The sequence below is a fragment of the Shinella sp. WSD5-1 genome, assembly GCF_963942435.1.
Taxonomy (GTDB): domain Bacteria; phylum Pseudomonadota; class Alphaproteobacteria; order Rhizobiales; family Rhizobiaceae; genus Shinella; species Shinella yambaruensis.
Genome location: NZ_OZ012597.1, coordinates 628,521 through 652,079, shown reverse-complemented (window position 1 = coordinate 652,079; position 23,559 = coordinate 628,521). Strand labels below are relative to the sequence as shown.

The 23,559-nt window shown below is 67.6% G+C and carries 22 protein-coding genes; 18 read left to right on the top strand and 4 right to left on the bottom strand.

Translation table 11 applies throughout. The features are described from left to right. The first annotated feature begins 2 nt into the window (after positions 1-2). The 6 genes from AABQ55_RS26255 (at position 3) to AABQ55_RS26230 (ending at position 4,007) form a co-directional block, all read left to right on the top strand. Positions 3-1,337 (top strand): phosphatase PAP2/dual specificity phosphatase family protein, encoded by a 1,335-nt coding sequence (locus AABQ55_RS26255; protein WP_272807918.1) that lies wholly within the window; start codon positions 3-5, stop codon positions 1,335-1,337. Then, positions 1,334-1,771, top strand: coding sequence for a hypothetical protein (locus tag AABQ55_RS26250; protein WP_272807919.1), 438 nt, complete (start codon positions 1,334-1,336; stop codon positions 1,769-1,771). Before AABQ55_RS26255 ends, AABQ55_RS26250 begins: the two co-directional genes overlap by 4 nt. After that, the gene (locus AABQ55_RS26245; protein WP_244766579.1) at positions 1,768-2,421 is read left to right on the top strand and encodes a lysophospholipid acyltransferase family protein; all 654 of its coding nucleotides are present in this window, start codon (positions 1,768-1,770) and stop codon (positions 2,419-2,421) included. The genes AABQ55_RS26250 and AABQ55_RS26245 overlap by 4 nt, the downstream gene beginning before the upstream one ends. Then, positions 2,421-3,350 carry a phosphatidate cytidylyltransferase gene (locus AABQ55_RS26240; protein WP_272807920.1) on the top strand — a complete coding sequence of 310 codons (930 nt, stop codon included), beginning with the start codon at positions 2,421-2,423 and terminating at the stop codon, positions 3,348-3,350. The genes AABQ55_RS26245 and AABQ55_RS26240 overlap by 1 nt, the downstream gene beginning before the upstream one ends. Positions 3,351-3,466: 116 nt before the next feature. Continuing rightward, positions 3,467-3,646 (top strand): hypothetical protein, encoded by a 180-nt coding sequence (locus tag AABQ55_RS26235; RefSeq protein ID WP_272807921.1) that lies wholly within the window; start codon positions 3,467-3,469, stop codon positions 3,644-3,646. A 22-nt stretch (positions 3,647-3,668) separates the two neighbouring features. Beyond that, positions 3,669-4,007, top strand: a complete 339-nt coding sequence (locus tag AABQ55_RS26230; RefSeq protein ID WP_272807922.1) for a RidA family protein — start codon at positions 3,669-3,671, stop codon at positions 4,005-4,007. A 716-nt stretch (positions 4,008-4,723) separates the two neighbouring features. On the opposite strand, the gene AABQ55_RS26225 is transcribed toward AABQ55_RS26230, so the two are convergent. Beyond that, on the bottom strand, positions 4,724-6,040 hold the full coding sequence (locus tag AABQ55_RS26225) for an aspartate aminotransferase family protein (RefSeq protein ID WP_272807923.1): 1,317 nt from the start codon (positions 6,038-6,040) through the stop codon (positions 4,724-4,726). 2 nt (positions 6,041-6,042) lie between these two features. Continuing rightward, a complete protein-coding gene (locus tag AABQ55_RS26220; RefSeq protein WP_272807924.1) occupies positions 6,043-7,092 on the bottom strand; it encodes a phosphotransferase in 1,050 nt (349 codons plus the stop codon). Between the two features lie 282 nt (positions 7,093-7,374). Between AABQ55_RS26220 and AABQ55_RS26215 the strand changes: the two genes are divergently transcribed. The 6 genes from AABQ55_RS26215 (at position 7,375) to AABQ55_RS26190 (ending at position 13,384) form a co-directional block, all read left to right on the top strand. Beyond that, positions 7,375-8,055 carry a GntR family transcriptional regulator gene (locus AABQ55_RS26215; protein ID WP_272807925.1) on the top strand — a complete coding sequence of 227 codons (681 nt, stop codon included), beginning with the start codon at positions 7,375-7,377 and terminating at the stop codon, positions 8,053-8,055. Positions 8,056-8,127: 72 nt separating this feature from the next. Beyond that, positions 8,128-8,868, top strand: a complete 741-nt coding sequence (locus AABQ55_RS26210) for an SDR family NAD(P)-dependent oxidoreductase (protein WP_244766586.1) — start codon at positions 8,128-8,130, stop codon at positions 8,866-8,868. A 234-nt stretch (positions 8,869-9,102) separates the two neighbouring features. Continuing rightward, entirely contained in the window at positions 9,103-10,131 is a 1,029-nt protein-coding gene (locus AABQ55_RS26205; protein ID WP_244766658.1) for an ABC transporter substrate-binding protein, read from the top strand. A 218-nt stretch (positions 10,132-10,349) separates the two neighbouring features. Further along, the gene (locus tag AABQ55_RS26200) at positions 10,350-11,423 is read left to right on the top strand and encodes an ABC transporter ATP-binding protein (protein ID WP_443021176.1); all 1,074 of its coding nucleotides are present in this window, start codon (positions 10,350-10,352) and stop codon (positions 11,421-11,423) included. Next, the gene (locus AABQ55_RS26195) at positions 11,420-12,598 is read left to right on the top strand and encodes an ABC transporter permease (RefSeq protein WP_272807927.1); all 1,179 of its coding nucleotides are present in this window, start codon (positions 11,420-11,422) and stop codon (positions 12,596-12,598) included. The genes AABQ55_RS26200 and AABQ55_RS26195 overlap by 4 nt, the downstream gene beginning before the upstream one ends. A gap of 3 nt (positions 12,599-12,601) precedes the next feature. Then, a complete protein-coding gene (locus AABQ55_RS26190; RefSeq protein ID WP_272807928.1) occupies positions 12,602-13,384 on the top strand; it encodes an ABC transporter permease in 783 nt (260 codons plus the stop codon). Here AABQ55_RS26190 and AABQ55_RS26185 read toward each other — a convergent pair. After that, positions 13,381-14,775, bottom strand: coding sequence for an aminotransferase-like domain-containing protein (locus AABQ55_RS26185; RefSeq protein ID WP_272807929.1), 1,395 nt, complete (start codon positions 14,773-14,775; stop codon positions 13,381-13,383). The two genes, AABQ55_RS26190 and AABQ55_RS26185, sit on opposite strands and share 4 nt — an antisense overlap. 325 nt (positions 14,776-15,100) lie before the next feature. On the opposite strand from AABQ55_RS26185, the gene AABQ55_RS26180 reads away from it, so the two are divergent. The 3 genes from AABQ55_RS26180 (at position 15,101) to AABQ55_RS26170 (ending at position 17,561) form a co-directional block, all read left to right on the top strand. Continuing rightward, positions 15,101-15,964, top strand: coding sequence for a DMT family transporter (locus AABQ55_RS26180; RefSeq protein WP_272807930.1), 864 nt, complete (start codon positions 15,101-15,103; stop codon positions 15,962-15,964). 177 nt (positions 15,965-16,141) lie between these two features. Continuing rightward, positions 16,142-17,161: a GlxA family transcriptional regulator gene (locus tag AABQ55_RS26175; protein ID WP_064333285.1), complete on the top strand. Its 1,020-nt coding sequence runs from the start codon at positions 16,142-16,144 to the stop codon at positions 17,159-17,161. Positions 17,162-17,237: 76 nt separating this feature from the next. After that, positions 17,238-17,561, top strand: coding sequence for a hypothetical protein (locus AABQ55_RS26170; protein WP_244766592.1), 324 nt, complete (start codon positions 17,238-17,240; stop codon positions 17,559-17,561). A 112-nt stretch (positions 17,562-17,673) separates the two neighbouring features. On the opposite strand, the gene AABQ55_RS26165 is transcribed toward AABQ55_RS26170, so the two are convergent. Then, entirely contained in the window at positions 17,674-17,979 is a 306-nt protein-coding gene (locus AABQ55_RS26165) for a hypothetical protein (protein WP_244766593.1), read from the bottom strand. A gap of 174 nt (positions 17,980-18,153) precedes the next feature. Here AABQ55_RS26165 and AABQ55_RS26160 point away from each other — a divergent pair, with 174 nt between their 5' ends. From AABQ55_RS26160 to AABQ55_RS26150, 3 genes are read left to right on the top strand one after another with little or no spacing between them, the layout of a single operon-like run. Further along, entirely contained in the window at positions 18,154-18,915 is a 762-nt protein-coding gene (locus AABQ55_RS26160) for an ImuA family protein (protein ID WP_272807931.1), read from the top strand. After that, complete coding sequence (locus AABQ55_RS26155) at positions 18,827-20,350, top strand: DUF6504 family protein (protein WP_272807932.1); 1,524 nt, start codon at positions 18,827-18,829, stop codon at positions 20,348-20,350. The genes AABQ55_RS26160 and AABQ55_RS26155 overlap by 89 nt, the downstream gene beginning before the upstream one ends. Then, positions 20,347-23,544 (top strand): error-prone DNA polymerase, encoded by a 3,198-nt coding sequence (locus AABQ55_RS26150; RefSeq protein WP_272807933.1) that lies wholly within the window; start codon positions 20,347-20,349, stop codon positions 23,542-23,544. The genes AABQ55_RS26155 and AABQ55_RS26150 overlap by 4 nt, the downstream gene beginning before the upstream one ends. Positions 23,545-23,559: the final 15 nt, after the last annotated feature.

Below are 23,559 nucleotides of genomic sequence, written 5' to 3'. Positions count from 1 at the left end.
CCATGGGGGAGGGCGTCGCATCTTTCCTTGCCGTCGATCGCCGCGCGGTTTTTCGCGCGGCAGCGCTCTGGCTCGCCGTCCTGGCGCCGTTCTTCTACCTGACCTACGGCTTTTCCAACTGGCTGGCCGCGCAGCGGGCGGACGTGCCGAATGTCGCGTTCGGCTGGGAGCGGCACATCCCCTTCCTCGCCTGGACGATCCTGCCCTACTGGTCGATCAACGCCTTCTATGCGCTCTCGCTCTTCGTCAACGAGACGCCGGCGGAGGTCGGCCGGCTGGCGCGGCGCTACCTCACGGCACAGGTCGTCGCCGTCCTCTGCTTCATCGCCTTTCCGCTGCAGGCGATCTTCGTGCGGCCGGAGACGCATGGTCTGCCGGGCTTCCTGTTCGACGTGCTCGGCGGCTTCGACAAGCCGTTCAACCAGGCCCCCTCGCTGCATGTCGCCCTGCTGGTGATCATCTGGGATCACTGGCGCGGGCGACTGCGGGGAATGACGCTGGCGGTCTGGCATGCCTGGAGCTTTCTGATCGGCGTCTCTGTCCTCACCACCTGGCAGCATCACAGCATCGATATCCCGACCGGCGCGCTGCTCGGCCTCTTCGCCCTCTGGCTGTTTCCGGCCGGCCGGCCGTCGCCGCTGGCAGGGTTTCGCCTGACGGTCGATCCGAAGGCGCGGCGGCTCGCCGTCTGTTATGGCGCCGGTGCGCTGGTCTTCCTGTTCCTTGCGGTGTGGACGACGTTCGGCTCCGGGGCGGGGTTGCTGCTGCTCTGGCCGGCGCTTGCCCTCGCCATCGTCGCGCTCGCCTATGCCGGCGCCGGGCCGGATGTGTTCCAGAAAAGGGGCGATGGCCGCATCAGCTTCGCAAGCCGCTGGCTGCTGATGCCCTACAGGCTGGGGGCGCGGGTGAATGCCTGGTGGTGGACGCGGCGCCTGCCTGATGCCGTCGAGATCGCCGACGGCGTCTTTCTCGGCCGGGTGCCGACGCGGCGTGCCCTTTCGACCTATGCCGCCGTCATCGACATGACGGCAGAGCTGCCGGGCCTTGCCGTTCCCGGCCTTTCCTGGCGCGCCTTCCCGGCGCTCGATCTGCTGCCCCTCTCCGCCGCCCGCATCCGCGAGGCGGCGCTCGCCGCGGAGGAGGCGGGGCGGCATGGGCCGGTCCTCGTCTGCTGCGCGCTCGGCTTCCAGCGCAGCGCGCTCGTCGCCGCCTGCGTCCTGATGCGGACGGGGCTTGCCACCAGCGCCGCCGCGGCCGTCGTCCAGATCAAGGCGAAGGGGCGGCCGGTGCATCTTGCGCTGGAAACCTATGCCGCGATCGAGGAGGCGGCGCGATGACGGACTGGCGGGCGATCGTCGCGGATGCCATCCGGCGCCTCCGGCGCAACGGCCTTGCCGGCGGCGCGGCGGCGCTGCTGATCCTCGCCGCCGCGCCGCCGACGGCCGGCGCCCATGGTTTTTCCGGGCCGCTCGCCTGGGGGCTGCTGCTCGCCTCCTGCCTCGTGCCGCTGGCGTTTTCGGTGCATCTCCTGTTCGATGCCGCGCTGTTCCGGCTTGCCGCCTCCCATGACGGGGAAGCGGTGGGCCTTGCGGCCATCGACGACGTTCTGGCGCGCATGGGGCTTCGCGCCCGGGGCGGCGTTTCGGCAACGCTGCCGGAGCGCCTCCGGGGATGCCGGCGGCTCCTCTGGCTGCAGCGGATCGCATTGGCGGTCGCCGTCGCGCTCTACCTCATCCTGCTCCTTGACGGGATGGAGGGAGGCGGGGCATGAGCGCGAACGGCGCATCCCTGTTGCAGACGGTATCCGGCGCGGTGCTCGCCGGCCTTTCGCGCGCTGTCACCGGCGTGCGGCCGATCTGGGCCGGCTCGGCGCCCTACGGCCGGCAACGCATCTATTTCGCCAACCATGCGAGCCATGGCGATTTCATCCTGGTCTCCACCTGCCTGCCCTTTGCCGAACGCCGCCGCACGGCCGCCGTCGCCGGGGCGGACTACTGGAATGCCGGCCCGATCCGCCGCTTCATTTCCGGCAGGATGCTGCGCACGGTGCTCGTCGAGCGCAACTGGGTGGAGCGCACCGCCGATCCGATGCAGGTGATGCTCGCCGCGCTCGATGCGGGCCAGTCCCTGATCTTCTTTCCCGAGGGCACGCGCAACATGACGGAGGAGCCGCTCCTGCGCTTCCGCTCCGGCCTCTACAATCTCGCGGCGCTTCGCCCGGATGTCGAGCTGGTGCCCTGCTGGATCGAGAACATGTCGCGCGTCCTGCCGAAGGGTGCGCTCCTGCCGGTCCCGCTGCTCTGCCGCGTCGTCTTCGGCGCCCCGCTGGTGCTTCAGGCCGGGGAGGAGCGGAAGGCCTTCCTCGAGCGCGCCCGCGCGGCGCTTCTTGCCCTTGCGCCCCGAAAGGATGGAACCCGCTGATGAGCGACGACACGCGTCTTTTCCTCGGCCTCGTCTCGGTGCTCGTCATCGCGAGCCTCGTTGCCGGCGTGCTTTCCTGGCGCAGCGAGAAACCGCTGCCGGCGACGCTCGAAAACCTCAATGCCCGCATCAAGGCCTGGTGGATCATGGTGGCAGGCATCAGTGTCGCCTTCCTGTTCGGCACGGGCGGCGTGATCCTGCTTTTCGCTTTCGTCTCCTTCGCGGCGCTGCGCGAATACGTCACCCTCACCAACACGCGCCACGCCGACCGCTGGACGCTGCTCGGCATGTTCCTGATCATCGTGCCGGCACAGTACTACCTGATCTGGATCGACTGGTACGGGCTCTATTCGATCTTCATCCCCGTCTACTGCTTCCTCGCCATGCCGGCGCTGACGGCCATGCGCGGCGACACGTCCCGCTTCCTCGAACGGGTCAGCGAGCAGCAATGGGGCATCATGCTGTCGGTCTATTGCATCAGCCATGTGCCGGCGCTGGTCACGCTGCCCATTCCCGGCAACGAGGGGCGGGGCCTGCTGCTCATCGCCTTCCTCATCGCCACCGTGCAGGGCAGCGACGTGCTGCAGTACATTTTCGGAAAGCTCTTCGGCAGGCACAAGGTCGCGCCGAGCATTTCGCCGTCGAAGACCTGGGAAGGGCTGGTCGGCGGCATTGCCAGCGCCTCGCTGCTCGGTGCCGGGCTCTACTGGCTGACGCCGTTCTCGCCGCTCGAAGCCGGCGGGCTCGCGGCGCTCGCCTGCATCATGGGCTTCTTCGGCGGCCTCGTCGCCTCCGCCATCAAGCGCGACCGCGGGGTGAAGGACTGGGGCCACATGATCGAGGGCCATGGCGGCATGCTCGACCGCGCCGACAGCCTCGTCTTCGCCGCCCCCGTCTTCTTTCACATCGTGCGTTACGCCTGGACGTAACCAGCGGCGTCTGCCCATCGGCGGGAGCCTGCCGAGACGGGCCGAGGCGCCGAGGCCGCGGGAAAACGTCGCGCTCAGCCGGTACGCGCAGCCTTCATGCGCCGGCGGCCACCGACATGTCCGGCGGCATCGGTGGCAGCACGGCGCGCCAGCCCCGGCCGGCAGTGGAAATGGCGGCGCTCGGCGGCAAGTTGCGCTCGCCCGGCGTTTCGGGCATTGATGCCGCGCTGCCATCGCCGATCGGCGCGGAACGCGCCGGTTTCATCCTCTCGGCTTTCGGCAAAACCAATCTGTGATCAACACCATGGGAGATTTTTCATGATCCAGCGTATCAAGCCCGGCAAGCGCTTCTGCCAGGCCGTCGTCGTCAACGGCGTCGTCACCACGGCCGGCGTCACCGGCAGCGGTGCCGACACGACCGCCCAGACCCGCGACATCCTGGCCACGATCGACGGCCTTCTGGCCGAGGCCGGTACTTCCAAGGCCAAGCTGATCAGCGCCAACATCTGGCTGCGCGACATCGCCCATTTCGCCCAGATGAACGACGTCTGGGACCAGTGGGTCGACCCGGACAACCTGCCGGTCCGCGCAACGGTCGAGGCCCGCCTCGCCGCGCCGGAACTGCTGGTCGAAATCCAGGTCACCGCACTCGTCTGAACCGCGCGGCGACCCGTTCGCGGGTGAAGACGTGGGGGCCGCGCGCATGCGGCCCTTGCAACTTTGACGATGCTCTTCAAGCCGGGGTCTGGCAACGGACTGGCCCGAAGGCGCGGCTGGGCACCATCGCCCCGGCGGTGGACAACCCACGCTACGCCCTACCGGCGCCAGGCCCGCCACCGACCTCAACCGCCCGCTGGTCTCCAGCAGGCGCGCCCGGTCTACGGGTGCGAACCCCAAGCGTGCCACGAAAGCCCGCCACGTTCGCACGACCCCTTTGGCGTTGAAATTCCACGTTCTTCCGCTCCATGCTCCACACACGTCCGGACAATCCCGCCCGGTGTCACCCTTCCCGCACATCCAGGACTTCCAGCTCAGACAAATCCGTGGTTTACAAGAGGCTAGGTCACCTCCCTGCGGAGGTGTGGATTGAAACGACGAAGGTCACGCGATGGCGAAAGCGGCCGGGGGGCATCTCCCTGAGGAGGTGTGTATTGAAGCTGGGTGACGTCGAGATAGGCCTCGTCGAGCGACAGATCGCCTCCTTGCGGAGGGGCAGGGATTGAAACGTCTCGAGGAAGCGGGATTTGGCGTAGAGGTTCCTGCCGTCTCTGTATTGGAGCTGTCCGAAAACGGCGGAGCCGGAAATGTGCGCCGATGAAGGCGGCTGCCCTTTAGGCCGGAGCGGGCGGATGCGCGCTCCGGCGTGTCGGCCGTCAGGCCGGCTTCAGCACGTCGGCTAGCGCGTCCACCAGCATGTCGGCGTTCTCGCGGGAGAAGACGAGGGGCGGGCGGATTTTCAGGATGTTGGCGTTGGGGCCGGAGGCGCTGATCAGGACGCGGCGGGCGCGCAGGCCGTTGACGATGCGGGTCGTCAGGGCGGCATCGGGCTGTTTCGTCGCGGGGTCGGCGACGATCTCGACGCCGATGAAGAAGCCGGAGCCACGGATGTCGCCGAGGGCCGGGTGGAGGCGGGCGAGGCCTTTCAGGCCGTCCATCAGGTACTGGCCGACCTCCAGCGCGTTCTGCTGCAGGCCTTCCGTCCGGATCGTGTCGAGCACGGACTTGCCGGCGGCGGCCGCGACCGGATTGCCGCCGAAGGTGTTGAAGTAGCGGGCGCGGGGACCGAACTCGGCGACCACGTCCGGGCGCAGCACGATGCCGGCCATCGGGTAGCCGTTGCCCATCGGCTTGCCGATCGTCACCATGTCGGGGGAGACGCCGTGGCGCTCGAAGCCCCACATGGCCTCGCCGGTACGGCCGAAGCCGGGCTGCACCTCGTCGGCGACGAAGAGGCCGCCCGCGGCATGGATCGCATCCACCGCCGGCTTCAGGAAGCCTTTCGGACCGGCGAAGATGCCGTCGCTGGAAAAGATCGTGTCGGTGATCAGCATGGCCGGCTTGATGCCGTGGCGCTTCAGGTCGGCTATGGCGGCGCTGACGTCGCGGCCGAATTTCTCCATCATCTCTTCCGGCGAATGGCGGTAGCTGTCCGGCGCCGGCACGGTGCGCACATGGGTCCCGAGCGTCACCGCCTCGCCGAGCGAGGGGGAGAATTCGGCGACCGCGCTCGTCAGGCCGTGATAGGCGAGTTCCGTCGCGATGATGCCGGTGCCGCCGGTGACGAATCGGGCGATGCGCACGGCAAGGTCGTTGGCCTCGCTGCCGGTGCAGGTGAACATGGCCTGGCTGAGGTCGCCGGGGAAGGTGGCGGTCAGCGCCTCGGCATAGTCGACGATGCCTTCGTGCAGGTAGCGCGTATGGGTGTTGAGCACGGCGGTCTGGCGGGTGATCGCCTCCACGACGCGCGGATGGCAATGGCCGACCGAGGCGACGTTGTTGTAGGCGTCGAGATATCTTTCGCCCGCAGCGTCATAGAGGAAGACGCCTTCGCCGCGCACGAGGTGCAGCGGCTTTTCGTAGAACAGGCGATAGGCGGGGCCGAGCACCTTTTCCCGGCGGGCGATCAGCGCCCGTTCGGCCTCGCTGAGCCGTTCGAAATCCTCGCGCGAAAATGCATTCACCATCGACATGATCAGGCCTCGGAAAGGTTGGGCACGAGCCTCTTCAGCCCGGCGGGGGTGAAATCGCCTATGTTCTGCAGGCCGCGCCAGGCGGTGGCGTGGTTGCGCATGATGTAGTCCCGGTTTTCCGGGAAGCGGGCGGAGCGCCATTCGGCGATGATGACCGACATGGCCAGCCGGCAGCGCGTCAGGAGCGGCAGCAGTTCGATCTCGCCGGGCTCCAGCGCGCGCGCCGACAGGAAACCGGCGAGGAAGGCGCCGGTGCGCGCCGCCCAGTTGTCCGTCGCGAGATGGTAGGAGAGGGCGACGGCGAGGTCGTTGACCAGCGGCGCATGCACCATGTCGCCGAAATCGATGATGCCCACCACCCGCGTCGGCTCCGTCGGATCGAGCAGGATGTTGTGCGGGTTGAAGTCGTTGTGGATGATCTGCCGCCGCGTGAGGCCGGTGATGGCGGGAAGGGCGCGCTCGAATTCGGCGAGCACGGTTTCCACCTGTGCCCGCCGCTCGGGCGCGACATGGTCGACGACCGCGCAAAGGTCGAGCGTGTGGGAGATGTCCCACATCAGCTTTCCGGCCGGCGGGCGACCGTCGTAGTCCGCAAGGCCGAGGCCGAGTTCGGCGAGCGCGCGGCCGACATTGCGGCTCTGCGCCTCGGAGACGGGCGTGCGGTACTGCAATTCGCCGTCGAGGAAGGTGAGGAGGCGCATGATGCGCGGGCCGTCGGCGGTGGCAAGCGCATGGCTCGGCGCGCCCGCTTTCGTCGGAACGAGCCGCGGCACGGGCACGGCCGGGGCGGCGACGGCAAGGTGCAGCAGCGCGCCGTCCTGGAATTCCAGCGCCGCGGGGTCCTCCGCCGGGTTGGCGATCTTCAGGACGAAATCGGTGCCGTCCGACCTTGTGAAGAGGAACGTCTCGTCCCGTTCGCTGGAAAGCCGTTTCACTGCGCCGGAGAGGCCATAAACCGCGGCGACGGCGGCCTCGGCATCGGGGAGCGCCGTTATGCTCCAGGTTGCCGACATCGAATCCGTCTTCTTGGTTGCCGGCGCTGGCTGCGTCATGCTTGCTCCCTGGAGCATTTCCGCCTCTCTTCGAATCGCGAAAACGCTCTGTTTGTTTACGCAATTCCAGCCGCAAAACCGCTTCGCACTTTTGCTGGAATTGCTCCAGGCGCGGTTTCCCGCTGGTTTCGCCGCTCCTTCCGCGTCGCGTGGCCGATGGCGGCACCGGTGACATTGCCTCCATACGGCGTTTGGCGGATGATGCACGCGGCAGGTGATACTTGAAACACGTCAAAAAAGATGCATCAAGTATCTTGTTACTCGATTTTGCGGATCAGTGCCATGGCTGAATTCACGACACTGGAACACGAAAACCTCAACAGCGTCGTCTATGGCGCGCTGTGCGACGCGCTGATGCAGGGCCGGTTCCAGCCCGGCGACCGGCTGAAGATCCGGGACCTCGCAGAACAGTTCGGCACCAGCGTCACGCCGATCCGCGACGCCATCCTGCGGCTGGCCAATGACGAGGCGATCACCTTCCGCTCGCCGCGCGACATCCGCATTCCGGGCCTCAGCGAAAGCCGCTACCGGGAAATCCGGGCGATCCGCATCCGGCTGGAGGGGCTGGCGGCGGAAACCGCCGCGCAGGTGGCGACCAGCGCGGATATCCAGGCGCTGGAGCAGATCCTGCGGGAAAACGAGCAGGCAATCGCGGCCGGGGACCGGTTGAAGGGCACACAGCTCAACCAGGCCTTTCACTTCCTGCTGCCGCAGATCGCCGGGCTTCCGGTGCTGACGACCATCCTGCGGCGGCTCTGGCTGCAGATGGGGCCGCACATTTCGGACGCCTACATCGCCGGCGGCCGGGCGATGATCGATCATCACTATCCGGTCGTGGAAGCGCTGAAGCGCCACGATCCGGCGGCGGCCTCGATGGCGATCGTCGACGATATCCTGCTCGGCGGCAAGCCGATCCTGGAGCGCATCGAAGGGGTCGGGGCGCGGGAGGCGCGCCGGGCATAGCCTTTCACGCGGGAGGGCTTGCAATTCGGAAATGGCCTATTACGATGTATCAAGCATCAATGGAGATCGCTTATGACCGAAGAACGCCGCTACATGCTGCTGACGGGAGCGAGCCGCGGCATCGGCCATGCGACGGTCAAGCTTTTCCAGTCGAAGGGCTGGCGTATCCTGACCGTCTCCCGCCAGCCCTTTTCCGAGGAATGCGCCTGGCCGTCCGCCCGTGAAAGCCATATCCAGGCGGACCTTGCCGACCTTTCGCAGATCGACCGGCTGGCCGCCACGGTGCGCGAGCGGCTGCCGAACGGCCGGCTGCACGCGCTCGTCAACAATGCCGGCATTTCGCCGAAGGGGCCGGGCAGGAGCCGCCTCGGCGTGCTCGATACGGATGCCGACGTCTGGACGCAGGTGCTCAATGTCAACCTCGTCTCGACGGCGCTGATCGCCCGCGCGCTGATGCCGGAGCTGGAAGCGGCGAAGGGCTCGATCGTCAACGTCACGTCGATCGCGGGTTCCCGCGTGCATCCCTTCGCGGGCGTCGCCTATGCGGCCTCCAAGGCGGCGCTGGCCTCGCTGACGCGCGAGATGGCGCATGAATTCGGCCGCCGCGGCGTGCGGGCCAATGCGATTGCGCCGGGGGAGATCGAGACCTCGATCCTCTCGCCGGGAACCGACGAACTGGTGGCGGCGGAAGTGCCGATGCGGCGGCTCGGCGAGCCGCGGGAAGTCGCGGAAACCATCTATTTCCTCTGCACCGAGCCGTCCTCCTACATCAACGGCGCGGAAATCCACATCAACGGAGGGCAGCACGTCTGACGACCGTCAAGCGGGGAAAATATCCCGTTGACCAGGAAGACCCGGAATGCATCAATCGGCCGTAACGCCCAGGGGAAAGGGCGCGACGACCGGAGAGGCTGCAAGCACCGCCGACAGGCCAAAGGCCGGGGCGCGCCGGCAGTCCGACAAAGGATCGTCATCGGGGCCGGGCCATCCGGTTCCTTCACAAACGAAGAAAAGGGGAGTGCAATGAAGACTGTCTTTCAATCCGGAATGCTCACGGCCGCGGCCATCGTGCTGTCGGCAGGCCTTGCCGCGCCGTCGCTCGCGCGCGACCTCACCATCGTCTCCTGGGGCGGCAACTACCAGGACGCGCAGCGCGACATCTACTTCAAGCCCTTCGCCGAAAAGTCCGGCAAGCCGGTGCTCGACGAAGCCTGGGACGGCGGCATCGGCGTCATCCAGTCGAAGGTCAAGGCCGGCGCGCCGAACTGGGATGCCGTGCAGGTGGAGGCGGAAGAGCTGGCGCTCGGCTGTGCCGACGGCCTCTACGAGAAGATCGACTGGGACAAGATGGGCGGCAAGGACAGGTTCCTCGACAGCGCGGTCAATGACTGTGGCGTCGGCGCGATCGTCTGGTCCACGGCGATCGCCTATGACGGCGACAAGCTGGCGGAAGGACCGACCTCCTGGGCGGACTTCTGGAACGTCGAAAAGTTCCCGGGCAAGCGCTCGCTGCGCAAGGGGCCGAAATACACGCTCGAATTCGCGCTGCTCGCCGATGGTGTCTCCAAGGACGAGCTCTATGACGTGCTCGGCACGGAAGAGGGCGTCGAACGTGCCTTCAAGAAGCTCGACGAATTGAAGGCGAACATCGTCTGGTGGGAATCGGGCGCCCAGCCGCTGCAGTTCCTCGCCTCCGGCGAAGTGGCGATGACGTCGGCCTATAACGGCCGCATCACCGGCATCAACCGCACGGAAGGCAAGAACTTCAAGGTCGTCTTCCCGGGCAGCATCTACGCCGTCGACAGCTGGGTCGTGCTGAAGGATGCGGAGAACAAGGACGCCGCGCAGGACTTCATCGCCTTTGCCAGCGAGCCCGACAACCAGGCGAAGCTGCCGGAATTCGTGGCCTACGGCCTGCCGGTCAAGGAAGCGGCGGCCAAGGTTCCGGCCGAGTTCGCCAAGGACCTGCCGACCGATCCGGCCAACATGACGGACTCGATCGCCCTCGATGTCGATTTCTGGATCGACAATGCGGAAACGCTGACCCAGCGCTTCAACGCCTGGCTGGCGCAGTAAGGCTGCTGCTTGCGGGGCGGAAATGCCCCTCATCCCGCTGCCGCGACTTTCTCCCCGCAGGCGGGGAGAAGGCAATTGCGGCAAGGCTCGGGCCTAAACAGGCGCGCAGGCATATGTTGAGGAAAACGGCGCAACATCCCCCTCTCCCCGCTTGCGGGGAGAAGGTCGCGGCAGGCGGATGAGGGGTGCTTGCCCGCCAGCGACCGTTCCGATGGAGAATGACCTTGGCCGAATTCATCCGTTTCGACCGCATCACCAAATTCTACGGCCCGCTCTGCGTGGTCGAAAATCTCGATCTCGGCATCGACAAGGGCGAGTTCGTCAGCCTGCTCGGCCCGTCCGGTTCCGGCAAGACGACGCTTTTGATGATGCTCGCCGGTTTCGAGCAGCCGACATCGGGCAACATCCTGCTCGATGGCACCGCGATCAACGACGTGCCGACCCACAGGCGGGACATGGGCGTCGTCTTCCAGAGCTACGCGCTCTTCCCGCACATGTCGGTCGGCGAGAACGTCGCCTTTCCGCTGCAGATGCGCGGCGTGGGCAGGGCGGAGATCGAGGGGCGCGTCAAGCGGGCGCTGGACATGGTACAGCTTTCGGCCTTCGCCGACCGGCGCCCCTCGCAGCTTTCCGGCGGCCAGCAGCAGCGCGTGGCGCTGTCGCGCGCGCTGGTCTTCGAGCCGCGCGTCGTGCTGATGGACGAGCCGCTCGGCGCGCTCGACAAGCAATTGCGCGAGCAGATGCAGCTCGATATCCGCGACCTGCACCGCCGCCTCGGCCTGACGATCGTCTTCGTCACGCACGACCAGTCGGAGGCGCTGACCATGTCGGACCGCGTCGCCGTCTTCAACAAGGGCAGGATCGAGCAGATCGGCACGCCCCGGCAGGTCTATGACGAGCCGGCGACGCGCTTCGTCGCCGAATTCATCGGCGAGACCAACCTGGTCGAGGGCGTCGTCGAGGCGGTCGAGGGGGAGGAGGCGACCGTGCGCCTGCCGTCCGGGGCGCAGATCGTCTCGGCGGTTTCCGGCAGCGTCTCCTCCGGCCAGCCCGTCTTCCTTTCCATCCGGCCGGAGCGGGTCGATCTCAGCGAGACGCGGGGCGATGCGCGCAACTGCCTGGAAACGGAGGTCACCGACAGCGTCTATCAGGGCGATCACCTGCGCGTGCAATTGCAGAACGCCGCCCATCCGCTGATCGCCAAGCTCGGCCGCCGGTCGCGTGAATTCCCGCCGGGCACGCGGGTCTATGCGGGCTTTTCGGCCGGTGACTGCCGGGTTATCGCGCCATGAGCGCGGGCTCCTCCCGGACCGGCCGGTCGCTCCTCCTGCTGGCGCCGCTGCTTCTCTTCCTCGTCGGCTTCTTCGTCTGGCCGCTGATCAGCATGATGTCGCAGGCCGTGTCGGATCCGGCCGTGCTGCGCCTCCTGCCGCGCAGCGCCGAGGTGCTGGCCGACTGGGATCGCGCCTCGCCGCCGACCATGCCCATGCAGGCGGCGCTGATGGAAGACCTCAAGGCCGTCGACGACGACCAGGCGCTCGGCGACATGGTGCGCCGCCTCAACAGCGCCCGCTCCGGCTTCCGCACGCTGATGGCGAAGACGACGAGCGCGCTGGACGACACGGCCAATCCGCCCGCCGACCTCGTCTCCATCGACCAGCGCTGGGAACGACCGGAATTCTGGCTGGCGATCGCCGATGCGCTGTCGCCCTATACCGACCGCAACCTGCTCGCCGCCGTCGATCTCGGCCGCAATGCCGCGGGCAGCATCGAGCATCTGCCGGCCGACCAGTCCGTCAACCGGGTTATCCTCGTGCGGACCTTCTGGATCGCCGCGCTCGTCACCTTCGCCTGCGCCTGCATCGGTTTTCCCTACGCGATCATCGCCGCCTCGCTGACCGGCTGGAAGCGCGACCTGATGCTCGGCGCCGTGCTGCTGCCGCTCTGGACCTCGCTCCTGGTGCGCACCGCCGCCTGGTTCATCCTCCTGCAGGAACAGGGGCTCATCAACGATCTCCTGCGCTGGCTGCGCATCATCGACGCGCCGCTGCCGCTGATCTTCAACCGCACCGGCGTCATCATCGCCATGACCCATGTGCTGCTGCCCTTCATGGTGCTGCCGATCTATTCCGTGCTGATCACCATTCCGAAGAACCTGATGCCGGCCGCCGCCTCGCTCGGCGCGCCGCCCTGGCGAGCGTTCCTGCGCGTGCTTCTGCCGCTCAGCCTGCGCGGCGTCGCCTCCGGCAGCCTGCTCGTCTTCATCTCGGCGATCGGCTACTACATCACGCCGGCGCTGATCGGCGGGCCGGGCGACCAGATGATCTCGTCCATCATCGCCTTCTACGCCACGGGCTCGGCGAACTGGGGCATGGCCGGCGCGCTCGGCGTCGTGCTGCTCGTCGCGACGCTGCTGCTCTACAGCGTCTATGCGCGGCTCTCCGCCGATGAACCGGGGAGGCGATAGGCCATGCCGATGAAGCTCGCCAAGTCCGTTTTCGCCGCGCTGACGATCCTCTTCCTCGTCGCGCCGCTCATCGCCATCCTGCCGCTCGCCTTCACCTCGAGCGTCATCCTCACCTATCCGGTCCCCTCCTGGTCGCTGCGCTGGTTCGAGGAGCTGTTCACCGCCGATGCCTGGCGGCGGGCGATCGTCAACAGCCTGATCATCGGCACCGGCACGACGCTGCTCGCCACGGTGCTCGGCACGGCAGCCTCGCTGGGGCTTCGCAACCGGCTCCTCTTCTTCCGCGGCTCCATGCGCACGCTCTTCCTGCTGCCGATGGTGGTGCCGGCGGTCGTGCTCGGCGTCGGCATGCAGGTGCTGCTCGCCGGCTTCGGCCTGACGAACAGTTATGCCGGCGTGATCATCGCCCATACGGTCGTCGCCGTGCCCTTCGTGGTGGTCAGCGTCACCGGCGCGCTCGCCGGCATCGACGAGCGGGTGGAGCTTGCGGCCCAAAGCCTGGGCGCATCGCCCGCCACGGTCTTCCGGCGCGTGACGCTGCCGCTCGCCATGCCGGGCGTGCTCTCGGGCGCGGTGCTCGCCTTCGCCACCTCGCTCGACGAGGTGGTGCTGACGCTCTTCGTCGCCGGTCCCAACCAGCGCACGCTGGCCCGGCAGATGTTCTCCAGCATCCGCGAGAACATCAGCCCCGCCATCGCCGCCGCCGCCTTCCTCTTCATCGCCGCGACCGTCGTGATCGGCCTCATCGTGGTGCTGTCGCGCTCCATGCTGGCGAAGCGGCGCTAGGCCGTTCGCTTCAGCGCATCGGCGAGGACCTGGTAGACGCGCGGTTCCAGCATGTGCGCCACGTTGAAGCGCATGAATCCGGCGGCGCTCTGCGACACGCTGAAGACGTTGCCGGGGGCGAGCACGAGGCCTTCGGCAAGGGCGGCCTGCGCGACCTCGCCGGAATCGAGCCCCTCCGGCAGCCGGCACCAGAGGTTGAAGCCGCCGCGCGGCTGGAGCCAGGGCGTGATGCCGAGTCGCGAAAGCCGCTCCGCCACCTCGCGCCGGGCGCGCACCAGCTTGCGGCGCAGCTCTTCCATGTGCTTGCGGTAGCCGCCGCCGGCGAGCATATGGGCGATGATCTCGCTGGAGATCGGGCTCGGCCCGCCGAAATTGGTGGCGATCTGCAGGTCGACCAGCCCCTCGACCCAATCCGGCCGCGCCGCGATATAGCCGCAGCGCGCGGAGGCGGAGAGCGTCTTGGAGAAGCTGCCGATGCGGATGACGCGGTCGAGCCCGTCGAGCGCGGCAAGCCGGGTGGAGGGCTCCGGCTCGAAATCGGCAAAGATGTCGTCCTCGACGATGATCGTCTCGCTGCCGGTGGCCGCGTTGAGCAGGCGGTGCGCCACCTGCGGCGACAGGGTCGCGCCCGTCGGGTTGTGGATGGCCGAGTTGGTCACGTAGAGCCGCGGCCGCTCCGCCGCGAGCACGGCCTCGAAGGTCGCGATGTCGGGGCCCGACGGCGTATAGGGCACGCCGACGACCGTCACCTGATGCGCCTTCAGCAGCGCCTGGAAATTGAAGTAGCAGGGATCGTCCACCAGCACCGTGTCGCCGGGGCGCAGCAGGAAGCGGCCGATCAGGTCGAGCGCCTGCGTGCCCGTGCTCGTCAGCATCAGGTGCTCCGGCCCGGCCGAAATGCCTTCCTCCGCGAGCCGCCCGAGCAGCAGCCGCCGCAGGAACGAGGAGCCGCGCGTGCTGCCGTAATAGGACAGGAGGTCGCCGTCGCTCTTCGCCAGGCTGCGCATCGCGCGGCGAAGCGCCGCGTCCGGCATCCAGTCCGCCGGCAGCCAGCCGCAGCCGGGTTTCAGCACCGCGGCATCGGCGTCGAGCGACTGGCGCGACACCCAGAACGGATCGACCGCCCGCGCCTTCGGCGTCTCCGCCGCGGCAAGCTTCAGCGGGGGCAGGGCGGTTTGCGAGACATAGAAGCCGGAGCCGCGTTGCGCCCGGATCAGCCCCTCCGCCGCAAGCCGGTCATAGGCCTCCACGACGGTGGAGGGCGAAACGCCCATCTTGGCGGCGAAGCGGCGGATCGAGGGCAGCCGATCGCCCGGCGCGAGCGCGCGGCTGGCGATGCGGTCGTTGATCGCCGCCATGACCTTGGAAGTCCGGCTTGTGCTTTCGGTCATGTTCTCTTTCCGCATCCAGGATTCTTCTTTGCCGGCAGGCGGATGAGGCGCTGGTCCTCCCCCTCATCCGCCTGCCGGCACCTTCTCCCCGCAAGCGGGGCGAAGGGATATGCCCGCGCCGGTTTCCCGACCGATCATCGTCGCGTGGGGCACGTCCCCTCTCCCCGCTTGCGGGGAGAGGGTTAGGGTGAAGGGCGGCCGCCTTGCCATAGGGATTGCCGCCTCTGTATTGCTAATTGAACCAGTACAGTTCTTTTAGATTGTATCGCTCCTTCCCTGTCTTCGCCAGCCCTGCCGCCGTAAAGAAGGATGAATGCGAGGACCAATGAAAACATCCATGGAAGGCTGGGGCAGCGGGCTTGCCGGCGTCATCATCTTCAGCGGCTCGCTGCCGGCGACCCGCGTGGCGGTGGCGGATTTCTCGCCGCTGTTCCTGACATCGGCCCGCGCGGTCATTGCCGCAATGCTGGGCGCGGCGCTGCTCCTTGCCCTGCGCCAGCCGAGGCCGTCGCGCGATACGCTTCTTTCGCTGGCAATCGTCGCGCTCGGCGTCGTCGTCGGCTTTCCCCTGCTGACGGCGCTGGCGCTGCAATATATCACCTCGGCCCATTCCATCGTCTTTGTCGGCCTTCTGCCGCTGGCGACCGCCATCTTCGGCGTGCTGCGCGGCGGGGAGCGGCCGAAGCCGCTGTTCTGGCTGTTCTCCGGCATCGGCAGCGCGACGGTGGTGGGCTTCGCGCTGAATTCGGGCGGCGAAGTCTCGCTCGTCGGCGATCTCCTGATGGTCGCGGCCATCGTCGCCTGCGGCCTTGGTTATGCGGAAGGCGCCAAGCTCTCGCGCACGCTCGGCGGCTGGCAGGTCATTTCCTGGGCGCTGATCCTCTCCCTGCCGCTGATGGCGATCATCGCGCTCGTCTCGCTGCCCAAGACCTTCGCCGGCATCGATGGCGGCGCCTGGGCCGGGCTCGCCTATGTCTCGGTCTTCAGCATGCTGATCGGCTTCGTCTTCTGGTATCGGGGCCTGGCGCTCGGCGGCATCGCGGCGGTGGGCCAGCTGCAACTGCTACAGCCCTTCTTCGGCCTGCTGCTCGCCGCCGTCCTGCTGCATGAGCGCGTGAGCCCGCTGATGCTGGCCACGACGCTCGCCATCGTGCTTTGTGTGGCCGGCGCCCGCAAATTTGCCCGCTGAAGCAATTCCAGCAAAAGTGTGAAGCGGTTTTGCGTAAGGCAATTCCGGCCGGCCTGCGCAGGACCGGCAGCCGGCGGCGTTCGGGGAATGGAGACGGCGCGCGAAATCTGCTATGGCTCTTGCCAGCGGTTCGTGCCTTCGACGATAGTGTCCGGCGGAACGGCCTGGGAGAGCTGGATGGCGGCAGATGTTCGCACGTCGAAAGAGATGAACGGTGCCCTGGCGCCGAAGGCGCTGCGGGTCGGCTTCATCCTGTCGAAAAGTTTCACGCTGTCGGCCTTCGCGCTGTTCGTCGATACGCTGCGGCTGGCCAGCGACAGCGAGGACCGCTCGCGCCGCGTCCACTGCGACTGGGACGTGCTGAGCAGCACGCGCAACTTCATCACCTCGTCGAGCGGCATCCAGGTCGCCCCGACCGCGCCCTTTGCCGATCCCGCCTGTTTCGACTACATCGCTGTCGTCGGCGGCCTCCTGTCGGTGGAGGAACCCATCGACAGCTATGCCCAGGCCTATCTGCGCAAGGCCGCCCAGGCCGGCGTCGGGCTGATCGGCCTCTGTACGGGCAGCTTCATCCTGGCCGAGGCGGGCCTTCTGAAGGGACACACGGCCTGCGTCAGCTGGCTGCACCACCGCGATTTCCGCGGCCGTTTTCCCGATATCGAGGCGACGTCGGAACAGATCTTCCGTTTCGACGGCAAGGTTGCCACCTGTGCCGGCGGCAGCAGCGTCGCCGATCTCGCCGCGACGCTCGTGCGCCACCATGTCGGCGAGGCGGCCGAGCGCAACGCGCTGGAAATCCTGCAGATCCGCCACCGGCGCGATGCGACCGACGTGCAGCCGCGCAATCCGCTCGGCCTCGAGGCCCGCGACCGCCGCGTGCACCTCGCCATCATGATGATGGAACAGCACACCGAGGACCTCCTGTCGATCGACAGCATTGCCACCATGACGGGTGTCTCCCGCCGCCAGCTCGAGCGACTGTTCGAGGGCGACATGGGCGCCTCGCCGAGCGCGATCTACATGAAGATCCGCATGGCCGCGGCGCTCACCATGGTGATGCGCACCAACAAGCCGCTGATCGAGATCGCGCTGGAGACCGGTTTCGAGAGCCTGTCGCACTTCACCCGCCGCTTCCGTGCCGCTTTCGGCGATACGCCCTCGCAGATCCGCCGCGACGGCCGCCGCCAGGCCGGCTGAAGGGCAAATCGCCCGGCCGTCGGGAACCAAGCCGCGCGAAAACCGTTCGGTCTCCATTGCTGACAAGGAGACCGCAATGGCAAGCAACGACGTCCAATCCCAGATTTCCGCCCTGCGCGCAGAGATCGCCCAGCTCCAGAAGGACCTTGGCGAACGCGGCAGCGAGGCCTACGAGACCATCCGCGATCGCGCCGGCAATGCCGTGGAGGCTGCCCGACCGGCCGTCCGCTCGGCAACGAAATATGTACGCAACGAAGGCGCCGCCGTCGCGCAGGCCGCGCGCGAACACCCGGCCGCGCTCTCGACGGTCGTCCTGACCGCAGGCCTTGCCGGCGTCGTCATCGGTTACCTGCTCGGCTCGCTCGAAAGCGAACCGCCCCGCCGCCAGCGCTGGTTCTGAACAGACGAAAGCCCGGCATCGCCGGGCTTTTTCATGCTGTGAGGAAACGGATGCAAGACGCGGGTTTCCTTGGTTTCTCCGTATCCCCGGGCCTGGCCCGGGGATACGCATGTCACCGATGGCGAAGGCCGAACAGATAGCCGATGAAGGCGGCGCCGGCCAGCGCGGCGAGCGGGTTGGCCTGGATCGTCTGGCGCACCTCGTCACGCAGCGATTCCGCCTTGGCGACCGCCAGCTGGCCGGTGCCTTCGGCGATCAGCCCCGCGGATTCCTTCAGCCGGCTGATTTCCGTCTTCAGCGCCTCGATCTGTTCGTTCACCGTTGCTTCGGCCGCAGCAGCACGGGCGTCTTCCGAAATGTTGTCGCGCCCCTCAACGACGCCGAGCGTGCGTTTGCCGGTGCTCTTTTCGTCAGCCATGGACATGTCTCCTGGATTTGATGGAATGGCGAAAGGAGAACTTTTGCCGCGCCACTTGGTTCCCGACGATGATTCAAACTGTGATCTTTCCGGCGTGACCGGGCGATTGACTCTTGCGGGTTTTGAGAACAAATAGAGAACATATTGTCTTTCAGCCGGGAGCCCGCCAAGCCGATGTCCGCCTCCGTCCATGCCGTTGTCGCCGATCTGCGCGACCGCATCCGGCAGTTCGACGGCCGCGCCCAGCGCGACCGGGCGGTGCTGCCCTTCGGCGTGCCGGAGATCGACGCGCGGCTGCCGGGCGGCGGGCTGGCGCTGGCCAGCCTGCACGAGATCTGCGGCGGCGGCAACGATGCCGTCGAGGCCAGCGCCGCAATGCTCTTTGCCGCCGGCATCGCCGCGCGCACGAAGGGGCAGGTGCTCTGGTGCCTCACGCGGCCCGATCTTTTCGCGCCGGCGCTGGCGCAGGCGGGGCTTGCGCCCGGCCGCGTCCTCTATGTGGAGGCGGGCGACGAGAAGAGCCTGCTGCTCTGTTTCGAGGAGGGGTTGCGCCATGGCGGGCTCGGCGCCGTCGTCGCCGAGGTGGCGCGCCTGTCGATGTCCGCCTCGCGCCGCCTGCAGCTCGCCGCGGAGGCCGGCGGCACGCTTGGCCTTGCCCTGCGCCGCTTCCGCCACCGGAAGGAGGCGGCTGCCCTTGCGCAGCCCTCCGCCGCAGTGACGCGCTGGCGGGTCCATGTGCGGCCCTCCGCACCCCTTCCCGTGCCCGGCATCGGCCGGGCGCAATGGCTGCTGGAGCTGGCCCGCTGCCGGGCCGGCGAGGCGGCGGACTTTGACGTGGAGGCCACCGATGCCGAGGGTCGTATCGCTTTTTCTTCCCGGCTGGCCGATCGATCGCCTGCGACGGGCGCTCGGCGCATCGGCGCCGCCGCCGGATAGCCGGCTCGTGCTCGTCGGCCGCGACGGCGCGCGCCGCATCCTGACGGCGGTGAGCCGGCCGGCCGAGCAGGCGGGCCTGCGCGTCGGCATGCCGCTCACCAAGGCCCATGCGCTGCTGCCGGACGTTACCACCATGCCGGCCGATCCCGCGGCCGATGCCGTCGCCCTGGGCCGCCTCGCGCTCTGGGCTCTGCAGCACTATGCGCCCATCGTCGCCCCGGACCCGCCCGATGGCCTCGTCATCGACACGACCGGCGCCGATCACCTGCACGGCGGCGAGGCGCGCATGCTGACCGGCCTCGTCAACCGTCTCTCCGCCTCCGGCATCTTTGCCCGTGCCGCCATCGCCGACAGCTGGGGTGCGGCCCATGCCGCCGCCCGCTTCCTCGCCGATCCCGTATGCGTCCTCCCGCCGGGCAAAGCCGGCGAGACCGTGTCGCCCCTGCCGGTCGCGGGATTGCGGATACCGCCGGAAACCGTGACGGGCCTTCATGTGCTCGGCTTCTCCACGATCGGGGATGTGCTGGCCGTGCCGCGCGCGCCGCTCGTCCTGCGCTTCGGCCCGCTTCTCGGCCGCCGGCTCGACCAGCTCCAGGGCACGATTTCCGAACCCGTCGATCCGCTGCGCGACCCGGAGCTCGTCACGGTCCGCAAGGTTTTCGGCGAGCCGATCGGCGCCCCCGAGACCATCGCGCGCTACACGGCCGGTCTCGTGCGCGATCTCTGCGCGGCGCTGGAAAAACGCGGCCTCGGCGCCCGCCGGCTCGATCTCCTCTTCCATCGTGTCGACAATTCCCTGCAGGCGATCCGCATCGGCACGGCGCGGCCCGCGCGCGACGAAAGACAGCTCATCCGGCTCCTGACAGACCGCATCGAGACGATCGATCCCGGCTTCGGCATCGAGATCATGGACCTGACCGCGACGCTGGCCGAACCGCTCGTCCTGCAACAGGCCGTCTCCTCCCTGATCGAGACGGAGGAAGCGGACCTTGCCGGCCTCGTCGACGTGATCGTCAACCGCATCGGTGCCGCGCGCCTCTACCGCATCGCTCCGGTCGAAAGCGACGTGCCGGAACGTTCCTTCCGCCGCATTCCGCCGCTTTCGCCCGAGACGGGAACGACCTGGCCAAGCCGCTGGCCGCGTCCCGCCCGTCTCCTGGCCCTGCCGGAGCCGGTGGAGGTCATGGCGCTCCTGCCGGACCATCCGCCCGCCTCCTTCACCTGGCGCGGCGTGCGGCGGCTGGTCAAGCGGGCCGATGGGCCTGAGCGCATCTTCGGCGAATGGTGGAAGCGCGATGCCGAGCTGGCGGCCGTGCGGGATTATTTCCAGGTCGAGGACACAGGGGGGGAGCGCTTCTGGCTCTTCCGTTCCGGCAACGAAGAGCAGGTGGCAAGCGGCATCGGTCGCTGGTTCCTGCACGGGATTTTCGCATGAATCCGCGCTACGCCGAGCTTCAGGTGACGTCCCACTTCTCGTTCCTGCGCGGGGCGAGCAGCTGTGCGGACCTGTTCGCGCAGGCGAGCGCCCTTGGCATCGAGGCGCTTGCCGTCGTCGATCGCAACAGCCTTGCCGGCGTCGTCCAGGCCTTCAAGGCGTCGCGGGAGCTTCCGGAGGATGCCCCGTCGGTGCGGCTGGTGGTCGGCTGCCGGCTCGACCTCGTCGATGGCATGTCGCTGCTCGTCTATCCGACCGACCGCGCCGCCTATGGCCGTCTCTGCCGCCTGCTCACCATCGGCAAGGAGAGGGCCGGCAAGGGCAAGTGCCATCTCGACTGGTCCGATGTCGTCGACTGGAGCGAGGGTCTCCTCGCCGTGCTGGTGCCGGACGAGGCGGACGAGACCGCCGCCTTCCAGCTGCGCCGCCTGCACACGCATTTCAAGGAGCGCTGCTATCTCGCCCTCACGCTCCGCCGCCGGCCGAACGACCAGTTGCGGCTGTTCGACCTCTCCAACCTCGCTGCCCGCCATGGCGTGCCCACCGTCGTCACCAACGACGTGCTCTACCACGCGCCCGCCCGGCGCATGCTGCAGGACGTCGTCACCTGCATCCGCCACAACGTCGCCATCGACACTGCCGGCTTCCTGCGCGAACGCCACGCCGACCGCTACCTCAAGCCCCCGGAGGAAATGCACCGTCTCTTCGCGCGTTACCCGGAGGCGCTGCGGCGGACGCTGGAGATCGTCGAGCGCTGCCGGTTCTCGCTGGACGAATTGATGTATCAGTATCCGGACGAGAAGGAGTATGCGCACCTCACGCCACAGGAGGCGCTGGAGAAATATACGTGGGAGGGAGCGGCCAGGCGCTATCCCGGCGGCGTGCCCGAGGAGGTGCGCAGTAAGCTCGTTTACGAATTGCGGCTCATCGAGAAGATGAAATACGCGCCGTATTTCCTCACCGTGAACTCCATCGTCCGCCATGCCCGCAACCTGCCTGTCCCGATCCTCTGCCAGGGCAGGGGATCGGCTGCAAACAGCGCCGTCTGCTTTGTCCTTGAGATCACGGCGATCGACCCGATGGAGAATGGCAGCCTCCTCTTCGAGCGCTTCGTCTCGGAGCAGCGCGGCGAGCCGCCCGATATCGACGTGGATTTCGAGCATGAGCGCCGGGAGGAGGTGATCCAGTGGATCTACGAGACCTACGGCAAGGATCGCTCGGCGCTCTGCGCCACCGTCATCCGTTATCGCTCGCGCGCGGCCATGCGGGATGTCGGACGTGCGCTCGGCATGCCGGAGGATGTGTTGAAGGCGCTGTCCTCGCAGGTCTGGGGCTGGTCCAACGACGTCCCGCAAAGCCATGCGAACGCGGCCGGGCTCAATGTGGATGACCGCCGCCTCCGGCTGCTGTTCGAGCTTGCCCGCCAGTTGATCAACGCGCCACGCCACCTCTCGCAGCACCCCGGCGGTTTCGTGCTGACGCGCGACCGGCTGGACGATCTCGTGCCGATCGAGCCGGCTGCCATGGATAAGCGTCAGGTGATCGAGTGGGACAAGGACGACATCGAGTACCTGAACTTCATGAAGGTCGACGTGCTGGCGCTCGGCATGCTCACCTGCATGCGCCGCGCCTTCGATTTCCTGCGGGAGCACAAGGGAGAGAGCCGTACGCTTGCCAGCATCCCCGCGGACGATCTGCCGACCTACGAGATGATCTCCAAGGCCGACACGATCGGCACCTTCCAGATCGAGAGCCGGGCGCAGATGTCCATGCTGCCGCGCCTCAGGCCGAAGGAATTTTACGACATCGTCATCCAGGTGGCTATCGTGCGGCCGGGGCCGATCCAGGGAGACATGGTGCACCCCTATCTGCGGCGGCGACAGGGATTGGAGAGCGTGGAATATCCCAAGCCTGCTTTCGAGAAGGTCCTGAAAAGAACCCTTGGCGTGCCGCTGTTCCAGGAGCAGGCGATGCAGGTGGCGATCGACTGTGCGGGTTTTGAGCCGGGACGGGCCGACCAGTTGCGCCGGGCAATGGCGACCTTCAAGCAGACCGGAGGGGTCGACAAATTCCGTGAGGAACTGATCGAAGGCATGGTCAGGAACGACTATGCCCGCGATTTCGCCGAACGTATCTGCCGCCAGCTCGAAGGGTTCGGCTCCTACGGTTTCCCGGAAAGCCACGCCTACAGTTTCGCGATCATCGCCTATGCCTCCGCCTGGATGAAATGCCATCACCCGGACGTCTTCTGCGCCGCCCTGCTCAATTCCCAGCCGATGGGGTTCTACGCCCCGGCACAGATCGTGCGCGATGCGCGCGAGCACGGGGTGGAGGTGCGTCCGGTCTGCATCAATGCCAGCCGCTGGGATTGCACGCTGGAGCCGACGGACGAGGCGGGGCGGCTTGCCGTGCGGCTCGGGCTGCGGATGGTCAAGGGCCTCGACAACAAGGAGATGGGCGGTTTTCTTGCAGCAAGGGGCGAGGCGCCGTTTGCCTCGGTCGATGACCTCTGGCGCCGCACGGAACTCGCATCCGACACGCTGGTGCGGCTTGCCGAGGCGGATGCCTTCCGGCCGTCGCTCGGGCTTTCCCGGCGCGAGGCCTTGTGGACGATCCGCGGCTTGCGGGACGAGCCGCTGCCGCTGTTTTCCGCGGCGGCCGAGCGGGAGGCCGCGGCCCTGCCGGAATTGACGGAACCGGTGGTGGCATTGCGACCCATGGCGACGGGCGGCGAGGTGGTGGAGGACTATGGCCGCGTCGGCCTGACGCTCCGGGCCCATCCGGTGAGCTTCCTGCGGGAGGGCCTCGCCCGCCGCCGCCTGCTTTCCTGCGCCGAAGCGACGCGGCTTCGCGATCGCCAGAAGGTCGAGACGGCCGGCATCGTGCTCGTCCGCCAGCAGCCGGGCTCGGCCAAGGGTGTCATCTTCGTGACGATCGAGGATGAGACGGGCATCGCCAACCTCGTCGTCTGGCGCAAGGTCTTCCTCGCCTATCGCCCCATCGTGATGGGCGCGCCAATGATCGGCGTCAAAGGTTACATCCAGCGGGAGGGCGAGGTGGTGCATATCGTCGTGCAGCACCTTACCGATCTTTCGGCCGACTTCGCCACCATCGGCCGGCGTGGCGATGCCGCGCAGCCGCAAGCCCGCGAGGCGGTGCAGACCATCCGCGTCAAATCCCGCGACTTCCATTGAGGTCCCCGAAGGCCG

Coding starts and splice junctions, on each gene's coding strand:
- AABQ55_RS26255 (WP_272807918.1), top strand. CDS start 3: ATGGGGGAGGGCGTCGCATCTTTCCTTGCCGTCGATCGCCGCGCGGTT.
- AABQ55_RS26250 (WP_272807919.1), top strand. CDS start 1,334: ATGACGGACTGGCGGGCGATCGTCGCGGATGCCATCCGGCGCCTCCGG.
- AABQ55_RS26245 (WP_244766579.1), top strand. CDS start 1,768: ATGAGCGCGAACGGCGCATCCCTGTTGCAGACGGTATCCGGCGCGGTG.
- AABQ55_RS26240 (WP_272807920.1), top strand. CDS start 2,421: ATGAGCGACGACACGCGTCTTTTCCTCGGCCTCGTCTCGGTGCTCGTC.
- AABQ55_RS26235 (WP_272807921.1), top strand. CDS start 3,467: ATGTCCGGCGGCATCGGTGGCAGCACGGCGCGCCAGCCCCGGCCGGCA.
- AABQ55_RS26230 (WP_272807922.1), top strand. CDS start 3,669: ATGATCCAGCGTATCAAGCCCGGCAAGCGCTTCTGCCAGGCCGTCGTC.
- AABQ55_RS26225 (WP_272807923.1), bottom strand. CDS start 6,040: ATGTCGATGGTGAATGCATTTTCGCGCGAGGATTTCGAACGGCTCAGC.
- AABQ55_RS26220 (WP_272807924.1), bottom strand. CDS start 7,092: ATGACGCAGCCAGCGCCGGCAACCAAGAAGACGGATTCGATGTCGGCA.
- AABQ55_RS26215 (WP_272807925.1), top strand. CDS start 7,375: ATGGCTGAATTCACGACACTGGAACACGAAAACCTCAACAGCGTCGTC.
- AABQ55_RS26210 (WP_244766586.1), top strand. CDS start 8,128: ATGACCGAAGAACGCCGCTACATGCTGCTGACGGGAGCGAGCCGCGGC.
- AABQ55_RS26205 (WP_244766658.1), top strand. CDS start 9,103: ATGCTCACGGCCGCGGCCATCGTGCTGTCGGCAGGCCTTGCCGCGCCG.
- AABQ55_RS26200 (WP_443021176.1), top strand. CDS start 10,350: ATGACCTTGGCCGAATTCATCCGTTTCGACCGCATCACCAAATTCTAC.
- AABQ55_RS26195 (WP_272807927.1), top strand. CDS start 11,420: ATGAGCGCGGGCTCCTCCCGGACCGGCCGGTCGCTCCTCCTGCTGGCG.
- AABQ55_RS26190 (WP_272807928.1), top strand. CDS start 12,602: ATGCCGATGAAGCTCGCCAAGTCCGTTTTCGCCGCGCTGACGATCCTC.
- AABQ55_RS26185 (WP_272807929.1), bottom strand. CDS start 14,775: ATGACCGAAAGCACAAGCCGGACTTCCAAGGTCATGGCGGCGATCAAC.
- AABQ55_RS26180 (WP_272807930.1), top strand. CDS start 15,101: ATGAAAACATCCATGGAAGGCTGGGGCAGCGGGCTTGCCGGCGTCATC.
- AABQ55_RS26175 (WP_064333285.1), top strand. CDS start 16,142: ATGGCGGCAGATGTTCGCACGTCGAAAGAGATGAACGGTGCCCTGGCG.
- AABQ55_RS26170 (WP_244766592.1), top strand. CDS start 17,238: ATGGCAAGCAACGACGTCCAATCCCAGATTTCCGCCCTGCGCGCAGAG.
- AABQ55_RS26165 (WP_244766593.1), bottom strand. CDS start 17,979: ATGGCTGACGAAAAGAGCACCGGCAAACGCACGCTCGGCGTCGTTGAG.
- AABQ55_RS26160 (WP_272807931.1), top strand. CDS start 18,154: ATGTCCGCCTCCGTCCATGCCGTTGTCGCCGATCTGCGCGACCGCATC.
- AABQ55_RS26155 (WP_272807932.1), top strand. CDS start 18,827: ATGCCGAGGGTCGTATCGCTTTTTCTTCCCGGCTGGCCGATCGATCGC.
- AABQ55_RS26150 (WP_272807933.1), top strand. CDS start 20,347: ATGAATCCGCGCTACGCCGAGCTTCAGGTGACGTCCCACTTCTCGTTC.